This is a genomic window from Sporolactobacillus sp. BBK16-2 (genome assembly GCF_059878335.1).
On record NZ_CM187611.1, the window covers coordinates 723,426 to 740,440 of the forward strand.

Annotated in this window: 16 protein-coding genes; all 16 read left to right on the forward strand. The window is 45.3% G+C overall.

Annotated elements, in window-relative coordinates; genetic code table 11:
* Positions 1-14: 14 nt before the first annotated feature.
* Positions 15-635, forward strand: a complete 621-nt coding sequence (locus AC6F33_RS03640) for an MptD family putative ECF transporter S component (protein WP_500777750.1) — start codon at positions 15-17, stop codon at positions 633-635.
* Positions 628-1,314, forward strand: a complete 687-nt coding sequence (locus tag AC6F33_RS03645) for an energy-coupling factor transporter transmembrane component T (RefSeq protein WP_255748481.1) — start codon at positions 628-630, stop codon at positions 1,312-1,314. Before AC6F33_RS03640 ends, AC6F33_RS03645 begins: the two co-directional genes overlap by 8 nt.
* 32 nt (positions 1,315-1,346) lie before the next feature.
* Positions 1,347-2,822 (forward strand): ABC transporter ATP-binding protein, encoded by a 1,476-nt coding sequence (locus AC6F33_RS03650; protein ID WP_500777751.1) that lies wholly within the window; start codon positions 1,347-1,349, stop codon positions 2,820-2,822.
* A gap of 57 nt (positions 2,823-2,879) precedes the next feature.
* Positions 2,880-3,173, forward strand: a complete 294-nt coding sequence (locus AC6F33_RS03655) for a hypothetical protein (protein WP_255748483.1) — start codon at positions 2,880-2,882, stop codon at positions 3,171-3,173.
* 225 nt (positions 3,174-3,398) lie between these two features.
* Entirely contained in the window at positions 3,399-4,718 is a 1,320-nt protein-coding gene (locus AC6F33_RS03660) for a UDP-glucose dehydrogenase family protein (RefSeq protein WP_500777752.1), read from the forward strand.
* Between the two features lie 43 nt (positions 4,719-4,761).
* A complete protein-coding gene (locus tag AC6F33_RS03665) occupies positions 4,762-5,991 on the forward strand; it encodes a glycosyltransferase (protein WP_480947787.1) in 1,230 nt (409 codons plus the stop codon).
* An 87-nt stretch (positions 5,992-6,078) separates the two neighbouring features.
* Entirely contained in the window at positions 6,079-7,506 is a 1,428-nt protein-coding gene (locus AC6F33_RS03670) for a lipopolysaccharide biosynthesis protein (RefSeq protein ID WP_480947786.1), read from the forward strand.
* A 235-nt stretch (positions 7,507-7,741) separates the two neighbouring features.
* On the forward strand, positions 7,742-8,359 hold the full coding sequence (locus AC6F33_RS03675; protein WP_370646065.1) for a sugar transferase: 618 nt from the start codon (positions 7,742-7,744) through the stop codon (positions 8,357-8,359).
* A 35-nt stretch (positions 8,360-8,394) separates the two neighbouring features.
* Positions 8,395-9,330: an NAD-dependent epimerase/dehydratase family protein gene (locus tag AC6F33_RS03680; protein ID WP_255748488.1), complete on the forward strand. Its 936-nt coding sequence runs from the start codon at positions 8,395-8,397 to the stop codon at positions 9,328-9,330.
* 13 nt (positions 9,331-9,343) lie between these two features.
* The gene (tuaE, locus tag AC6F33_RS03685) at positions 9,344-10,828 is read left to right on the forward strand and encodes a teichuronic acid biosynthesis protein TuaE (RefSeq protein ID WP_480947785.1); all 1,485 of its coding nucleotides are present in this window, start codon (positions 9,344-9,346) and stop codon (positions 10,826-10,828) included.
* A complete protein-coding gene (locus tag AC6F33_RS03690) occupies positions 10,829-11,506 on the forward strand; it encodes a hypothetical protein (RefSeq protein WP_255748490.1) in 678 nt (225 codons plus the stop codon).
* A gap of 18 nt (positions 11,507-11,524) precedes the next feature.
* The gene (tuaG, locus tag AC6F33_RS03695) at positions 11,525-12,295 is read left to right on the forward strand and encodes a teichuronic acid biosynthesis protein TuaG (RefSeq protein WP_480947784.1); all 771 of its coding nucleotides are present in this window, start codon (positions 11,525-11,527) and stop codon (positions 12,293-12,295) included.
* A gap of 21 nt (positions 12,296-12,316) precedes the next feature.
* On the forward strand, positions 12,317-13,465 hold the full coding sequence (gene tuaH, locus AC6F33_RS03700; RefSeq protein WP_500777753.1) for a teichuronic acid biosynthesis protein TuaH: 1,149 nt from the start codon (positions 12,317-12,319) through the stop codon (positions 13,463-13,465).
* A 333-nt stretch (positions 13,466-13,798) separates the two neighbouring features.
* Complete coding sequence (speD, locus tag AC6F33_RS03705) at positions 13,799-14,590, forward strand: adenosylmethionine decarboxylase (RefSeq protein WP_255748493.1); 792 nt, start codon at positions 13,799-13,801, stop codon at positions 14,588-14,590.
* A gap of 16 nt (positions 14,591-14,606) precedes the next feature.
* Positions 14,607-16,055, forward strand: coding sequence for an aminotransferase class I/II-fold pyridoxal phosphate-dependent enzyme (locus AC6F33_RS03710; RefSeq protein ID WP_255748494.1), 1,449 nt, complete (start codon positions 14,607-14,609; stop codon positions 16,053-16,055).
* Between the two features lie 5 nt (positions 16,056-16,060).
* Positions 16,061-16,912, forward strand: a complete 852-nt coding sequence (gene speE, locus AC6F33_RS03715; RefSeq protein ID WP_480947782.1) for a polyamine aminopropyltransferase — start codon at positions 16,061-16,063, stop codon at positions 16,910-16,912.
* Positions 16,913-17,015 lie beyond the last annotated feature (103 nt).

Here is a 17,015-nt window from a genome sequence, read left to right on the forward strand (position 1 = left end):
AGGATTGAGATGTCATGAAAAAAAGATTTTTAGGTATACGTGATGTAGTTACGATTGCAATTTTTACTGCAGCGATCATGATGATCGGAAGTGCACTTTCTAAAGTGTTTGGGGTTTTAAGCTTTTTGACCGCAGGAGGCGCCATTTTGGTTTCAGGGGCGATTATATCCTTTTTAACGGCACCGCTGTTTTTGCTTATGGTTTTGAAAGTGGGGAAGCACGGAGCAATTTTTCTGCACAGTATTCTTTACGGGTTCATTTTTCTGCTCGCTGGTCTGCCGCATATGGTCATTTTCTATGCTCTGGTCGGACTGATTGGCGAAGTGATGATGATGCCGCGCGGGAACGGGTATCACAATGTGTTCCGAGCAGGGCTTGCCTGCAGCGTTTTTCTCAGTGTTAAGGCGCTTCATCCGGCGGCCATACTATGGATTATCGGCAATTATAATCCGCAGGGTGTTCATGGCTATACCGCGGCACAGATCACCAAGATGATGGACATCTACTTTAATCCGATCACAGTAGCGCTTATTTTCGTTCTGACTTTTGCCGGGTCTGCCGTTGGTTCTTGGGCAGGGGCCAAGATCTTGCGCAAGCATTTTGTTAAATCGGGTATTTTACAGATCAATGAGTAAACCTTTAATTCTGGATCCTCGAACGAAGTTCAGTGTTGTTTTAATTATTGGTTTCCTCATTTTTGGATCAAGCGTGACGCAGCTGCTGTTCTTATTCGTGGTTATGGGAATTTACGGATTTCTGAATGGGGTGCGAAAATCACTGCCCATTTATGTGCTGTTCCTTTTGCTTTATTTTCTATCTGATTATTTAGCATCCGAGACGCGGAATATTCTTTTTGTCAGCATTGCATTTTTTTCTTATTTTATTGTTTGTTTCCTGCCTGCATTACTTGCCGGAGAAGTACTCGTACGCACGCCTGCAGGCCAACTCATGTCTGCACTGGGGCGCTGGCATTTTCCGAAGACAATGATCATTGCCTTTGCCGTCAGTCTGCGTTTTATCCCCATTGCCGGTTTGGAAATACGATCCATTCATGAGGTCATGAAGCAGCGCGGTGTAGCTTTTTTCAGCCGAACAGGCTGGCTGCATCCGTGGCGTACCTTTGAGTATGCACTTGTTCCACTGATGATTCGATTGTTGAAGATTTCCGATGAATTAACGGCATCGGCAGTAACCCGTGGGGTAGAGGCTCCGATAAGACGTACATCAGTGCATGTGATCAAATTTCGTTCCTGCGATTATGTGGTTATTCTGCTGGTTCTTGCCTTAGCATTCTTTTTACTGATGACGAGATAGTCCGCCGATGAATTGATGAAAGAGTTGATCTCATGATCCAATTAAAAAACATTGATGTACATTCGCGTCAAGGAACGCCGATTCTCAATGACTTTTCTTTATCTGTGGCGTCTGGAGAACTGGTTGTATTATCCGGACCAAGCGGAAGCGGCAAGTCAACGATCATTCGCCTGATTAATGGGCTGGCTTACATGGATGATGCATTAGTCATTGAGGGAAAGGCGGAGCTGAACGGCCAATCGATTAAAAGTATGAATTCATGGGAACGATCGGAGCAGGTGGGCAGTGTGTTTCAGGACCCTCGAAGCCAGTTTTTTGCACCGATAGTAGAGGATGAACTTGCATTTTATTGCGAAAATTTCGGTATGAAACCGGAGACAATAACAAAACGTGTGCATCAGGCTGCAAAGGAACAAAACTTGCTGCCGCTGCTTGATCATCGAATCATGACTTTATCGAGTGGAGAAAAACAAAAAGTAGCGATTGCTGCTATCCGTGTTGCCCGGCAAACGGTCTACGTGCTTGATGAACCGTCATCGAATCTGAACTTGGCAGCGACGACTCAGCTCGCCAATCTGATTCGAAAATGGAAGGAAGCCGGCCATACGATTGTGATTGCGGAGCATCGCCTGCATTATTTAACAGATTTGCTTGATCGAATGATTTATGTGCGCAATGGCCAGGCGGTGCGCAGTTATTCAAGGGATAAGCTCATAATCTTGCCGGCTGAACAATTGTCTGCATCCGGGTTGAGGCAGACACGTTTAGTCTGGAAAACGGGTATTAATCGTCGGTCAGTACCGCAGAATATCCATGAATTGAGCATTCATCAATTAACAATTAACAGTTGGTCCGGTGGAGAAGCACTTTTGCATAATCTTACTTTTTCTATTCATTCCGGTGAGGTTGTGATGCTGACCGGCTCAAATGGGATCGGCAAGACAAGTCTTGCTCGCGCACTCTGCGGCCTTTCCAGAAAGAGTGAGGGAAAGGTCACAGTGGATGGACGGCTTGCTCTGCGCAGAAAAAGAAGTCGGCAAATTCGCTATGTCATGCAGGAAGCGGATTACCAGTTATTTGGACAGAGCGTTTGGGATGAACTGTTTGTCGGGATTAAAGAAGATGCTGATCAGGTAACGCGTGCGCAGCAGCTTTTACGAGAACTCGATTTATGGTCGCTGCGTGACAGGCATCCATCGACACTCTCGGGAGGAGAGAAACAACGGGTGACGCTCGCAGCCGCTTTAATGAGTACCGTACCGGTCATTATCCTCGATGAACCGACCTCCGGACTCGATTGGCGCAGCTTAGAAAAAACAGCTGAATGTCTAAAAAGAGAAGCGGAAAAAGATCGGATTTTTCTAGTGATTACGCATGACTATGAATTGATCAGCCAGGCAGGTACGCGGCTGATTCATTTAAAGGACCGCATCGTCACTGATGATTTTCCTTTAGATGACACATCCGGTGCTCGTGTACTAAGCCTTTTAACTCAAGATGAATCATGATGTGGGAAGCCCTTTTTAGGGTACGATAGGAAATAATAAAGGTAAGGGAGGGAAAGCATGAAGAATCGATATGCCATTTATGAAGAGTATGACGGCAGGCAACGATTTCCTATTAATATCCGGCTGCCGAAGAAAATAGTTGAGGCGGCATCAATACGTGATGCGGTCAACGCCTTTTCACTTACCCACAATCTTGAAATCATCCGCTATGCTGAACTTCCCGAGGACGATGTACGGGTATGGTTTCGCCGCACAAATCTGTTTGGACAAAGCAGCAATTTCGGTTATTATTTTCGACTACTTAAGTATGGAGAATTATCTGAAGAAAAAGATCCGTTTCCGGGAAAGTGAAACGGATCTTTTTGTACAATAAAAACGTTCCCATCGATCGTCCATAAAATCTCCCAATACCCAACTCTTTCCCGCCATGCCGAGTGCTGATATAAAATTTAACTAAATTCATGTATTTCCTTAATACTTTCTTTACGTGCGATATTCATAATAAGAACCAATGCATGATTTTATGCGTTCAAGGATATTTTAGTAATTAAAGAGGAAAAATGTGGGGGGACATATATGAAAATCGCAGTGATCGGCACAGGTTATGTTGGATTGGTTACAGGTGTTGCGCTTGCTGAAATCGGTCATACGGTCACGTGTATTGATGTTGATCCGGAAAAAATCGCTGAGCTCAACCAAGGCATTCCAACCATCTATGAGCCGGGACTCGGTGAAATGATGCTGAGAAACCAGAAACGTCAGCGTTTGCACTTTACTGATCAGCACCGGGTCGGATTGGACGGAGCGGATGTTGTTTATCTGGCGGTTGGAACCCCACAGCTTGCCGATGGTTCGGCAAACTTGCGCTATATTGAACAGGCGGCAATGGATGTAGCTGAGCATGTGCAAGAATCAGTTATTGTCGTTATCAAAAGTACAGTACCGGTCGGCACAAACATGCGCATTAAGCAATTGATGCTCAACCATGTTCGTCCCAGTGTTGCCATTCGAATCGCTTCAAATCCGGAATTTCTCCGAGAAGGATCGGCAATTCACGATACCTTTCATGGCGATCGAATCATTATTGGAACGGAAGATCAGGGAACTGCGGATGTGCTGGAAGAAATCAACGCGCCTTTCGGCATTCCTGTAGTTAGAACTGATGTGTCCAGCAGTGAAATGATTAAATACGCCTCGAACGCATTCTTGGCAACGAAAATAAGTTTTATAAATGAAATTGCGAATTTATGCGAAAAATTGGGTGCTGACGTTGAAGAGGTTGCTAAAGGCATGGGCTTGGATCATCGAATCGGCAGTGCTTTTCTGAAAGCGGGAATCGGTTACGGCGGTTCTTGTTTTCCAAAGGATACCAATGCACTGGTGCAGCTGGCTGGAAATCATCATCATGATTTCAATCTGCTCAAGTCGGTAATTGAAGTCAACAATCATCAGCAAAGGCTCTTAATTGAAAAAATGCTTACGCGTTTTGGATCGCTTAGCGGAAAAAAGGTTGCCGTGCTCGGACTTGCATTTAAACCGAATACTGACGATTTGCGTGAATCGCCTGCACTTGTGCTGATACCGAAACTGACAGAGCTTGGCGCGGAGGTTGTGTGCTACGATCCGATTGCGGCAAATCAAGGAAGCAAATGGATCAGTGCACCTGCAGTGTATACGAACAGTGTTGCCAAAGCATTGAACGATGCAGATTGTGCGGTGATTGTTACCGATTGGCCGGATATTAAGCGAATGGATCCGCAGACGTTTGCCCGTCTGCTGCGCGAACCGATCGTTTTTGACGGTCGGAATTGCTACAGTATTCCTGCAGCACGCAAGGCAGATATTGAATATTACTCGATCGGCCGACCAGATGTGATTCCGGAAGTCAGCAAGTAAACGAGCATCGCGGTCGAATGTCTCAACATGATGGTGACACTCAATGAAAATTTTGTATTTTGTCGGGGAGTTTCCTAAACTCTCACAAACATTTATTTTAAATCAAATCACAGGGCTGATTGACGCAGGAAACGAAGTGACCATCCTCGCAAAGAAAAGCGCGCCGGATGCAAAAATTCATCCTGATGTGGTGAACTATGAACTGCTCAGTCGAGTGGTCTATTATGGAGATTCAACTCAGGTGCAAACGCGTATCGGCAAAGGAATGTCTTTCGTTCGAGCACTAGGTGCGCACTTGTATTCCTGCGTTTTTAATCCAAGATATAAATGCGAAGCTGCTTTTCGCGATCTGATCAAGATGCCAAACTTAATAATGCTTATTCGCAAGCTTAATCAAGTTGACTTGACGGATCGAACGGTCATTATGGCTCACTTTGGACCTAATGGGCTGCTTGCGCAAAAGTGCATTGAGATGGGACTGCTCAAGGGAACTTTGTTCACCACTTTTCATGGTTACGATATGCTGCGTTATGTGAAACAAAAAGGTCAGGATGCTTATCGTGACCTTTTTCGTTCGCCGTCATTTATCCTGCCGATCAGTGATTTTTGGCGCAGGCGCTGCATCGAACTCGGAGCAGATTCGTCGAGAATCATCGTTCATCATATGGGGATCGATTTGTTGCGTTTTGACAGCCATCCCTCTCAGCCTGCGAAACCGGCAGTCATTGTCTCCGCCGCACGTCTGGTTGAAAAGAAAGGATTAGTTTATGGCATTCAAGCAGTCGGACAGCTCGTAAAAAAGGGCTATTCCGTCCGCTATTATATTGCGGGGGACGGTCCATTACGGGACAAGCTGCAACAATTGATTGACGAGAATAAACTGACTCGTCATGTTCAGCTGCTTGGCTGGAAAACGCAGGATGAATGGATTGAACTGATGAAGACGGCACAAATTGTGCTTGCTCCGAGCATCACAGCGAGCGATGGTGATATGGAGGGTATTCCTGTTCAGTTGATGGAAGCAATGGCGATGAGAAAAATCGTTGTTTCTACCTATCACAGCGGTATACCTGAATTGATTCACGACAAAGAGAACGGATTCCTTGTGGCTGAGAAAAATTCGGAAGCACTGACGAGTGTTTTGGAGGAAGTCATATTGTCACCGGAGAAGTGGAGCAGAATCACGCAGAATGCGCGTCAAACGATTAAAGATCAGTTTAATATACAAAAGCTGAACGCTGAACTGCTTCGGCTTTTCGATACAGTTTTGTAAGTATAAACGATATAAAAATCAGAAGTAACAAGTAGGAGAAAGAGGAACAAGTTCAAATCATAGTTTTTTTATCGAAAAGGGGAAACAATGAAGGAATTTATTCAACGTCTGCTTGCTTTTTCAATCGGACCTGCCGGCGGTGCGCTCATCGCTTTTATTACCATACCAGTGACCACACACTTTGTGTCACCTGAGGAATATGGCAAAGCGAGCATGTTTGCGCTCGCGTTGACGATGCTGTCAACCTTTCAATATTTAGGCATCGATCAAGCGTATGCCAGAGAATTTAATGAGGTGAATGATCGGAAGACATTGTTTCTTCATGCACTGCTGCTTCCGCTTCTATTTGCCTTACTGTTATTGCTTTTAATCGCTTTGAATTTTGGAACTGCTTCGCATATTCTTTTTGGCGCAAGCGATCAGCATAGTGCGGCACTCCTTCTCGGCGTTTCGCTCGTTTTTATTACGTTCGAACGCTTTATTTTGCTGTCGATTCGTATGGAGGAAAAAGCATTTGCATATTCGATGTTTACCATTTTTATTAAGCTGGTCATCTTGGCCGCCACCTTGCTGTTTGTCTTGATGATTCGAAGAGATTTTCTTGCGGTTGTGTATTCAGCGGCTGCCGGTCAAATTATCGGTGATTTATTTCTGTTGATTCGCTACCGTTCCTATTTTGCTCTTCACGATTTTCATTTTGATCGGGCGCTGCTGCGACGCATGCTTATCTTCGGACTGCCGCTGGTTGTTGCAGCGTCTGCATCGACAGTACTGAATTCTGCCGGACGCATTGCTCTTAGAGCATGGAGCGGTTTTTATGAAATCGGCATGTTCACAGCCGCGCTGAAAATTGCCGCTGTTCTTGCCGTTGTTCAATCAAGCTTCACCAGTTTTTGGGTGCCGACCGCTTATCGGTGGTACAGCGAAGGGCGATCCATTCGTACGTTTCAGGCGGTCAGTGAAGGCGTTCTTTTGTTCATGTCGGTTCTGTATTTTGGTGTTTTGCTCTTTAAGGATCAATTAATGTTTCTTTTATCTCCTCAATATGTGCCTGCCGCAGGTGTGCTCGGTTTGCTTTGCCTTCAACCTGTACTGTATACGGTCAGTGAGACAACGACACTCGGTATCGTTTTTTCTCGCAAGAGCTACTTGAATATTTGGGTTAGCCTTTTTTCGCTTCTGCCATGCCTCATCATCAATTGGCTCTTCGTTCCTTCTTACGGCGTTCTTGGCGCGGGACTTGCAACAGGTATCTCCTATGTTCTGTTCTTTTGGAGTCGAAGCTACTTTTCCTCAAAAAATTGGAAGGGTTTTTCACTCACAAAGCATTACTCGGTTATGCTCGTCCTTTTAACGGCAGGCATCCTCAATGCTTTTCATTTCCCATTCATGGTTTTGGCAAATTTGGGCATGCTTTTATTAGTGATTATCATTCAGAGACGATCGATTATCACTGTTTATATGAAATGGCGCGGGTCGAAAGATAATAACCGTTCATCTGCCTTTTTTCCTTGAGGCAGGCCTAAAATCGGCAAGCATTTCAGAGGTCTTGCCGCTTGCAAACGAAAAAAGTATGTAAATTTTTCTAAAATTTTAGGATGCACTTTTACATTGCCTTAATGAATAGTCCATATTTGCTACATAAACGTTCACTATAATTGAAACAAGTTCAGAGGCAAGTAAACGATGAACTGGAGAGGTGTTTCATGTGAAGGCGGAAAAAGAAATAGAGGTCTATAGCGGTTATTCAGTGGTGAAACCGCCGAGAGTCGTTCTCCCAGAGAATGCACGCACATACCTCTTGGTTAAGAGAGGCTTTGATTTACTCCTTGGCCTAGTTGGAATGGTTATTGCAGCACCGATTATTTTTATTTTTTCAGTGCTCATTGTTATGGAGACGCCTGGATCTCCATTCTATGTGCAGGAACGCGTCGGCAAAGGCGGTAAGACCTTTAGACTTGTCAAGCTCCGATCAATGCGGAAGGATGCTGAACGAGGCGGCGCACAATGGGCACAGGCACATGATCCTCGTGTCACTCGTATCGGACGCTTCATTCGCAAGACAAGAATTGATGAGCTTCCTCAATTTCTTTCCGTAGTTAAAGGGGACATGTCGCTGATTGGGCCAAGACCTGAGCGGCCGATGTTCACTGAGGAATTCGACCGCGAAATTCCGGGATTCAAGAATCGTCTGCTTGTGAAACCAGGATTGACGGGACTCGCACAAGTAAGTGGCGGCTACGATTTGTCGCCGAAAGAGAAGCTCGTTTATGACTTGGAATATGTCCGTAATCTATCGCCGGCGCTTGAGTTGAACATATTGATGCGCACGGTCAAGGTTTTATTGACCGGAGACGGTGCTCGATAAGAACAGGAACAACTTGAAAATCAGGAGGTATTTCCATGGAAAAAGTATTAGTTACCGGTGGAGCAGGATTTATTGGCTCTCACGTTGTTGAGGCTTTGCTAAGACAAGGGTACGCAGTTGCTGTCATGGATAACTTTTCAACAGGGCACCGGGAGAACATTGCCGATCTGCCGGTTGACTTATATATTTGCGATGTTGCCGATCCGGCAGTTATTAATGTCATTCAAGCGATTCAACCCGATTACATCGTTCATCTTGCGGCTCAGATCAGTGTGTCGCATTCGGTTGCCGATCCGTTGTTTGACGAACGTACAAATGTGACCGGTTCGTTGAATGTAATGAATGGAGCACGGCAGACAAAAGTGAAAAAAATTGTTTTTGCATCATCTGCTGCTGTTTACGGCAATCCGATTGAAATACCTGTGACAATTGACCATCCGACGAACCCGGAGTCTCCATATGGACTGACAAAGCTGACTGTCGAGCATTATCTGCGTATGTTTGATAAATTTTATCAGCTGCCTTACAGTATTTTGCGGTTCAGCAATGTTTACGGACCACGACAAGATGCGGAGGGTGAAGGCGGCGTTGTATCGATCTTCTCAGATCGGATTCAAAAAGGAACCCCTCCAATGATCTATGGCGATGGTGATCAGACACGTGATTTTATCTTTGTGAAAGATATTGCATCGGCTATAGTAGCCGCTCTTTCAGTAAAGGAAAGCTTGTGTGTCAACGTTTCATCGCAAACAGCGATCAGCATTAAGGATCTCTTTCTATTAATGAAGGATGTTTCAGGATCTGATCTTGACGTTTATTACGGCCCGAAACGAAGTGGAGATATCAGGCACAGTGTCCTGTCCAACCAGCTGACAAAGGAACTGCTGCAATGGCGGCCGGAAGTATCATTAAAAGACGGTCTCCGAATGACCCTGCGTTCACTTAAGAAACGAAAAAGAGAAGCAGTCTGATACGGAGGAAACAATGACATCAGCGTCACTAACTTTATGTAAAAGCCATCTCAGCGCGCATCGCTCGACGCTTGAAACATCAGCGATCGTCACAGCTTTGTCTGCAGCGCTGATTGGTGTCTACTGGATCGGCAACGCGTGGATGCAGATGCTGCTCGCTTTGGGGTGGATCTGTTTTGCGGCGATTGCCGCTCTTTATTTAAAGAAACATGCATCAAGCTCCATTCTGTTATCGAGCATGATGTATGTACTGGTCGCATCAACCTTTTTAAATCAGGAACTCCTTAGTCTTTCTACCGGATTCTTTACTTTGTTTGTATACCGATTAATTCTGATCTTCAGTCTTATTGCTTTTTTGGTACATGCGGCGAGGATTGGCGGATTCGGTAATCAATGGTCGGCGACTCCTGTTAAAGGAGTGCTTGTGTTTCTTCTGCTATGGCTTGCCTATGCGGCTGTGTCGCTGCTTTGGGCTTGGTCGCTTGTTGAAGGAATGAAAGCTTTGCTTCTTCTTGCGATCGGTATTTTATTTGTTTTTTTGGCCGTATTTACATTTACACATGTCCGTCAGTTGGCTGCCTTTCACTGGATCTGGCTGGTGATGAGCGGTGCACTGATTTTGATCGGTTTGGTCAACCATTTTGCCCGCATTCAGTTGCCGACTTCAACTCTTTTTGGAGGTCCGGTATATAAGCAGGCTTATCCGACAGCGGTGTTTACGAACCAAAATGATTTTGCAACTTTGTTGTCGATCTCGTTCTTTTTTTATTTAGCGGCAGTACGGAATTTCCGGAAACCATTGCTGCGCATGGTTTGTTTTTTATTCGCTGCTCTCTCGGTTTGGCTTATTTATCTGACGGAATCCCGTGCCTGTTTACTTGGCGTTGCGGCCGGAAGTGTTCTCTATTTGTTCTTAATGCTGCCGCCGAGACTAAAAAAGACGTCGCTTTGGATTGGCGGAGTTACAGTTGTCGGAGGACTGCTCATCCTTTTGCCGAAAGTGATTGCAAAAGTGCAAGAGATTTTGTTTGTCCAGGCAACCTATGCTGTAAATGAAAATCCATCGTCAAACACTGTTCGTGTTCATTTATTACAAAGCACATGGAGTTACTTGAAGGAATCGCTTGGTATGGGTGTCGGCGCAGGGAATGTACCTGTTTATCTTGAAAATCAGCCGATTCAGAATACGGATCAGATTTTTGAAGTTCATAATTGGCTAATGGAATTGACGGGTAATTTCGGGTTTTTAATTGGTGCAGGCTATTTAGCCATGTACTTGACACTTTTTTTCACATTAATGAAGATACATTCAAAGCTAACCAGCAGAAATACACGACTGCTTGCAGAATCCTGTCTGACGGCTCAGATCGCGTTTCTCATATCCAGTATCAGTCCGAGCTCGGTCAGCAACTTGTATTTTCATTGGGTTTTTCTGGGTTTTGTCATTTGCACGGTTTCAGTTCTTCATCAATTGATACAGTCGGGAGAGTCGTATTGAATGAATGTGTTTAGAAATGTTGTGACGAGGTTAAGAAAATACCTGTGGATCGTTGCTGCTCTGCCTATTATTCTCGGCATTGTCGGATTCTTTGTTCCGGCTGGGAAAATGCCCTCGTCGTTCGAAGCGCAAACAACGGTTCAACTAGGCTCGTATGGAGACGATACCACGAACGATCCCAATCAAGTGATCGTGCTTCTTTCGAATGCTCCGTTTTATGAAAAACGGCTGCCTGAACTTTGGGAGCAGCAGGAACAAGCATTGCTCAGTCAGATCAGTATCACGGATTTAACCAATCATTTGATTCAAATTAGTTATAAAGGAACATCCGAGGCTGAGGCGGTTGAAGGAGTCAATCGTGTGACGAGCGCCTTTCTAGATGAGGATAAAAATCGTTTCGATAACAAAGAAAAAATTATTGATGAGGCAATAAATAACTTAAATAAATCGCATGTTTCAAGTGAAGAGACTGTGAGCCGCGCTCGGTTTCTCTATACACTTCAGTCAAGAAAAGTACAAATGAGGCGTGCTCAGGTTCTCGAGTCGGCGCAAAAGAAAAGCGGGTCAGGCGTTTCGACGATTTCTTCGAAAAAGAGAGCGGTACTTGGCTTTATGCTCGGTATTACATTGGTCATTATCGGTGCCGCACTGCCTGAGTTTGTAAGGAAAAAAGAATAGAAAAGAGGCGGAGGGTTCATGGCTATTGAACATACACTTATCTCAATTATCACGCCTACCTACTGCTCGGAAAGGACAATAAGGAAAACGATACGTTCGGTACGTGAGCAAACCTATCCCCATTGGGAAATGATCATTGTTGATGATGCATCGACCGATCGAACACGTCAACTGCTGCAGGAAGCTGCTGCGGCGGACAGCCGTATCCGTCCCGTTTTTCTCAACGAGAATCATGGTGCGGCATTTGCCAGAAATACTGCATTGGAGCAAGCCAAGGGTCGCTTTGTTGCCTTTCTTGACAGTGATGATTGCTGGAAGCCGAAAAAGTTGGAGGAACAACTGCAATTTATGGAGCTTCATCATTATGCGTTTACCTTCACAGGCTATGAACTGATGGACACAAATGGGCATTTGCTCAACAAAATAATCAGTGCACCGGCTCGTGTCACCTATAAACGCATGCTGAAAAACACGATCGTCGGATGTCTGACTGTGATGATTGACCGGAAACAAGTCGGTGATTTTCGCATGCCTGATCTTCGTTCGCGTCAGGACTTGGCTACTTGGCTGTCGTTGCTGAAAAAGGGGGCTGTCGCTTACGGACTTGATAAGATATTGGCAGAATACCGTATAAGCGGCAAAGAATCACTTTCGGGTAATAAATGGAAGGCGGCTAAAAAAACATGGTTTGTGTATCGGCGTGTTGAGCACCTGCCGCTTCTGCCTTCATGCTGGTATTTCGTCAACTATGCAGCGAATGCGGTTATTAAACGGTTTATCAGCATTTAATAAAGAGGGAAGGTCAAATTTGTGAAGGATATACACGTTATTGTCGGCGCCGGCACATGGCAGCAAGACGGTTTGCGCTATCGCCGTCACCGACTTGCTGAATTTCTAGCTGCGCAGCCGAACACGAAACATGTGTTTTGGATCTGTCCGTCGCCAGAACGGCTGACGGATCGAAAGGTTGGCGAATCCGAAACCATTGAACAGTGTACGATTACCGACGTGCTTCCGCACAAATTCTTTCGTTTTGCACGTTATTTGTCGGTCTTCCATAAGCGGCGACTGTCCGAATTGGCACGTTTGCTGAAGTCACATGTCGGTCATGATCATCTCTACTTATGGTATACCTTTCCCGGATTTTCGAAATTAGCTGATCTCCTCACGTGGGATCGCGTCATTTATGATCGCAGTGATCTATGGGCGGCGCCAATAAGCGGCAGAATGTCACTTGCAGCAAAGCTGCGAAGACGTTTGATTGCGCACTCAGAACAAAAAATAGTGCATCGCGCCGATTTAATTTTTTGCACATCCGATTATCTGCATCATGTCACTGATCTGGAAATGCCTGCGGAAAAACGCAGCCGCATTGTGACTTTGGAAAACGGCGTGGATTATTCGCTTTTTGCAGGTAATGATGGATTAGCTGTGCAGAGTACCGGAACGGTTCTCGGATATATTGGCGGAATCAAGCCAAAACTTGATTTTGTTCTGCTGCGTGAAGTCGCGCGCAAAAAGCCGGAGTGGCAGATTCTACTTGTCGGTCCTAATGGGACTCAAGGAGATCCTGATTATTCACGCCTGCTTGAGGAGGATAATGTACGCTGGATTGATGCTGTTCCTCCGGAGGATGTACCGCGCTTCATGAATCAGATTTCTATCGGGCTGATGCCCTATAAAGCATCGCCGTATAACAATGCAGTATTCCCGTTAAAATTATTTGAATTTCTTGCTTCAGGGAAAGCAGCAATCGGCATTCATTTGCCTTCAACGAAAAAGTATGAGCAAGAATCTGCGTACCTCTGTCTGGATTCTTCTGATCCTGAATCTTTGATTCAAGCGTGCGAACATCTTGAACCAGTCGCTTTTGATTCTGAAGCGATACGCGCACGCAAGGAATTCGCAAAAACAAAGGATTGGCCAATCATTTTTAAAAAAATGCTTTCCTATTTGTGATAGAAAAGACTGTAGTTGATCTGGTTAAATAAACTTAAGCAGATGTTTCGCAGAATAAATTTCCGCTAAAAAGTTAGGCATTCTGCCTGCTTTTTTTCTTTGGATAATACTTGCCGATATGTTAATAAATAATAGAAGAAATTCGTTTCTTGAATGGATTTAACTACTTGACTTAAACGTGCTTGTCTATATAATTAAAATAGAATTTTTGCCGCGTTTTTGTTAACATAAGCGAATGAATTCATTTCTTTGCATGCGCAATTATTTTCTTCCTCTTTGAAACGAAGCGGCGCTATAGATCATGAATAACCGGGAAAGGTTGTGAGGATAGGGTTGGAAAATAAGCTGAAATTGTACGGCTTTAACAACCTCACGAAATCACTGAGCTTCAACATTTACGATGTGTGCTATGCGAAGAGTGAACGTGAGCAAAGAGACTACATTACTTACATTGACGAACAGTACAATTCAGAGCGACTGACCCATATTCTTTGCCGTGTAACGGAAATGATCGGCGCCCATGTCCTCAACATCAGCAAGCAGGATTACGATCCACAGGGCGCAAGTGTCACCATCCTGATTGCGGAGCAGGAATTTCCGAAGGATCAAATCGACCGTTCATGCAATCTCGGTCAGTACGCAGACACGGTTGTAGGCCATTTGGATAAAAGCCATGTGACGGTGCATACGTATCCGGAATTCCATCCAGGAACAGCGATCGCGACGTTCCGCGTCGACATTGATGTGGCTACCTGTGGAGAAATATCCCCCTTAAATACATTGAATTATTTAATAGGCAGCTTTGACTCGGATATCATTACTGCGGATTATCGAGTACGCGGTTTTACCCGAGATGTAGATGGTAAAAAATTGTTTATGGACCATCCGATGGCATCGATCCAAAACTATATTGATGATGAGACGCTTGAAAAATATGACGCGATGGACATTAATGTTTATCAGGCCAATCTTTTTCATACCAAAATGCTCATTAAAGAACCTGAGTTGCAGAACTATTTGTTTAATCGTGATGTGCTGGAAATTCCGCCAAAAGAGCGTCTGAAGATCAGCAACAATCTTCGCAAAGAAATGATTGAGATCTTTAGCGGAGCGAACATATTTTGATTAGTGAGGAGAGAACATGACGACTTTATCACAAGAGCGTGCGCCGGTTCTTGAGGCGCTTAATCGTTATAAATCTATGCGCGTCGTTCCATTTGACGTACCGGGTCACAAACGCGGCAAAGGCAATCGCGAACTGACTGATTTTCTCGGTGAAAAATGCCTGACCGTCGATGTTAATTCGATGAAACCGCTCGATAATCTCTGCCACCCTGTTTCGGTGATTAAGGATGCGGAGGCGCTTGCCGCAGAAGCCTTTGGTGCAAAGCACGCATTTTTTATGGTCAATGGCACGACCTCTGCGGTCCAATCCATGGTGATGTGTGCCTGCAAACGCGGTGAGAAAATCATCATGCCGCGCAATGTGCACCGCAGCGCGATCAATGCGCTTATTTTGAGCGGGGCGGTACCGGTTTATGTCAATCCCGGTGTGAATCATGAATTGGGTATTTCACTTGGCATGGCGCTTGCCGATGTGGAGCAGGCGATTCTGGAAAATCCGGATGCGAAGGCCGTTTTGGTCAATAATCCGACTTATTATGGCGTTTGCTCCAATCTGAAGGCGATTACTGAGCTTGCACATAAGCATAAGATGCTTGTGCTCGTCGATGAAGCGCATGGGACACATTTCTATTTTGGAGATGGACTCCCGGCTTCAGCAATGTCGGTTGGCGCGGATATGGCAGCGGTCAGTATGCACAAATCCGGAGGTTCCCTGACCCAGAGCTCGCTGCTTTTGGTCAACGGACTTGACGAGGGTTATGTTCGGCAGATCATTAACCTCACACAGACAACAAGCGGTTCTTATTTGCTGATCTCTTCACTGGATATTTCCAGAAGAAATCTGGCACTCAGAGGACGAGCGATTTTTGAAAAAGTTGCCCAAATGGCTGAATATGCACGCACGGAGATTAATCAGATCGGCGGTTATTACGCCTATTCACGCGAATTGATCAATGGAGATTCAGTCTATGACTTTGATCGTACGAAGCTGTCGGTGCTGACCTTGGATATCGGACTTGCAGGGATTGAAGTCTATGACCTTTTACGCGATGAGTATGACATTCAGATCGAGTTCGGTGATATCGGCAACATACTGGCTTATATTTCAATTGGCGATCGAATCCTTGATTTGGAGCGTCTTGTGTCCGCACTGTCCGAGATCAAAAGGCGCTATGCGAAAGATCGCGCGGGAATGCTCAGCCAGGAATATATTCGTCCACAGGTCGTGCTTGGTCCGCAGGAAGCTTTTTATGCGGAAAGCGAATCGACCCCATTGCAGGAGAGCCTTGGACGCATCTGCGGCGAGTTCGTTATGTGCTATCCGCCGGGCATCCCGATTCTCGCACCGGGTGAAAAGGTGACGGACCGGGTACTCGAGTATATTCAGTACGCAAAGGAAAAGGGCTGTTTTCTGACCGGTACCCAGGACAGTCTGGTGAACCGAATACAGACCGTGAAGGAGTGATCGGAATGGAATTATGGTTTACTGAGAAGCACACAGAAAACGTCAATTTTTCAATCAAAGTGGATCGTCAAGTGTATAGCGGCCAAAGTGAATTTCAGCGGATTGATATTTTCGATTCACTTGAATTCGGACGCTTTCTGACACTGGACGGTTATATGATGTTGACTGAGAAAGACGAGTTCATCTACCATGAAATGATCGTTCATGTGCCGATGTCCGTACTTCCGAATGTGAAAAAGGTACTTGTCATCGGAGGCGGTGACGGAGGTGCTGTTCGCGAGCTCGTGCGCTACCCGGAAATTGAGCAGATTGATCTGGTGGAAATCGATCAACAGGTGATTGAGGCGTGCAAAAAGTATCTGCCGCAGACCGCGGGAAAATTGGATGATCCAAGAGTGACGATTCACTATGCCGATGGTTTGAAATTCGTGCGTTCAAAGAAGGACGAATACGATTTGATCATCGTCGATTCGACTGATCCGTTTGGTCCAGGTGAAGGATTGTTTACGAAGGAATTTTACGGCAACTGCTATAAAGCACTTACGGACACCGGCGCAATGGTGAATCAGCATGAGAGTCCGTTCTATCCTGTTGACGCAGTAGCCATGCAGCGCGCGCATAAACGGATCATTGATTCATTCCCGATCAGCCGTGTTTATCAGGCTCATATACCGACCTATCCATCCGGGCATTGGCTTTTCGGGTTCGCTTCGAAGAAGTACCATCCGGTTGAAGACTTTAACGCCGCCGGATGGAAAGCGCGAGGCATGAAAACCAAATATTATAATGATAAAATTCACGTTGGCGCCTTTGCATTGCCAAATTATGTAAAGGAACTGTTGGAAGAAATGGAATAAAGCCTTGTGTGTCTGAGGGCTAATGCAGGAATCATGTGGACAGGCTAAATGTTGAACGTGTCCTCAAGTTCCCTAATTCGTATGGGTCAATACAGTTTGCTGA

What these genes read in the sequence shown, in the direction of transcription:
- AC6F33_RS03640 (WP_500777750.1), top strand. Translation starts at nt 15, where the DNA reads ATGAAAAAAAGATTTTTAGGTATACGTGATGTAGTTACGATTGCAATT.
- AC6F33_RS03660 (WP_500777752.1), top strand. Translation starts at nt 3,399, where the DNA reads ATGAAAATCGCAGTGATCGGCACAGGTTATGTTGGATTGGTTACAGGT.
- AC6F33_RS03655 (WP_255748483.1), top strand. Translation starts at nt 2,880, where the DNA reads ATGAAGAATCGATATGCCATTTATGAAGAGTATGACGGCAGGCAACGA.
- AC6F33_RS03665 (WP_480947787.1), top strand. Translation starts at nt 4,762, where the DNA reads ATGAAAATTTTGTATTTTGTCGGGGAGTTTCCTAAACTCTCACAAACA.
- AC6F33_RS03680 (WP_255748488.1), top strand. Translation starts at nt 8,395, where the DNA reads ATGGAAAAAGTATTAGTTACCGGTGGAGCAGGATTTATTGGCTCTCAC.
- AC6F33_RS03710 (WP_255748494.1), top strand. Translation starts at nt 14,607, where the DNA reads ATGACGACTTTATCACAAGAGCGTGCGCCGGTTCTTGAGGCGCTTAAT.
- tuaG (WP_480947784.1), top strand. Translation starts at nt 11,525, where the DNA reads ATGGCTATTGAACATACACTTATCTCAATTATCACGCCTACCTACTGC.
- AC6F33_RS03645 (WP_255748481.1), top strand. Translation starts at nt 628, where the DNA reads ATGAGTAAACCTTTAATTCTGGATCCTCGAACGAAGTTCAGTGTTGTT.
- AC6F33_RS03670 (WP_480947786.1), top strand. Translation starts at nt 6,079, where the DNA reads ATGAAGGAATTTATTCAACGTCTGCTTGCTTTTTCAATCGGACCTGCC.
- AC6F33_RS03690 (WP_255748490.1), top strand. Translation starts at nt 10,829, where the DNA reads ATGAATGTGTTTAGAAATGTTGTGACGAGGTTAAGAAAATACCTGTGG.
- tuaE (WP_480947785.1), top strand. Translation starts at nt 9,344, where the DNA reads ATGACATCAGCGTCACTAACTTTATGTAAAAGCCATCTCAGCGCGCAT.
- speE (WP_480947782.1), top strand. Translation starts at nt 16,061, where the DNA reads ATGGAATTATGGTTTACTGAGAAGCACACAGAAAACGTCAATTTTTCA.
- AC6F33_RS03650 (WP_500777751.1), top strand. Translation starts at nt 1,347, where the DNA reads ATGATCCAATTAAAAAACATTGATGTACATTCGCGTCAAGGAACGCCG.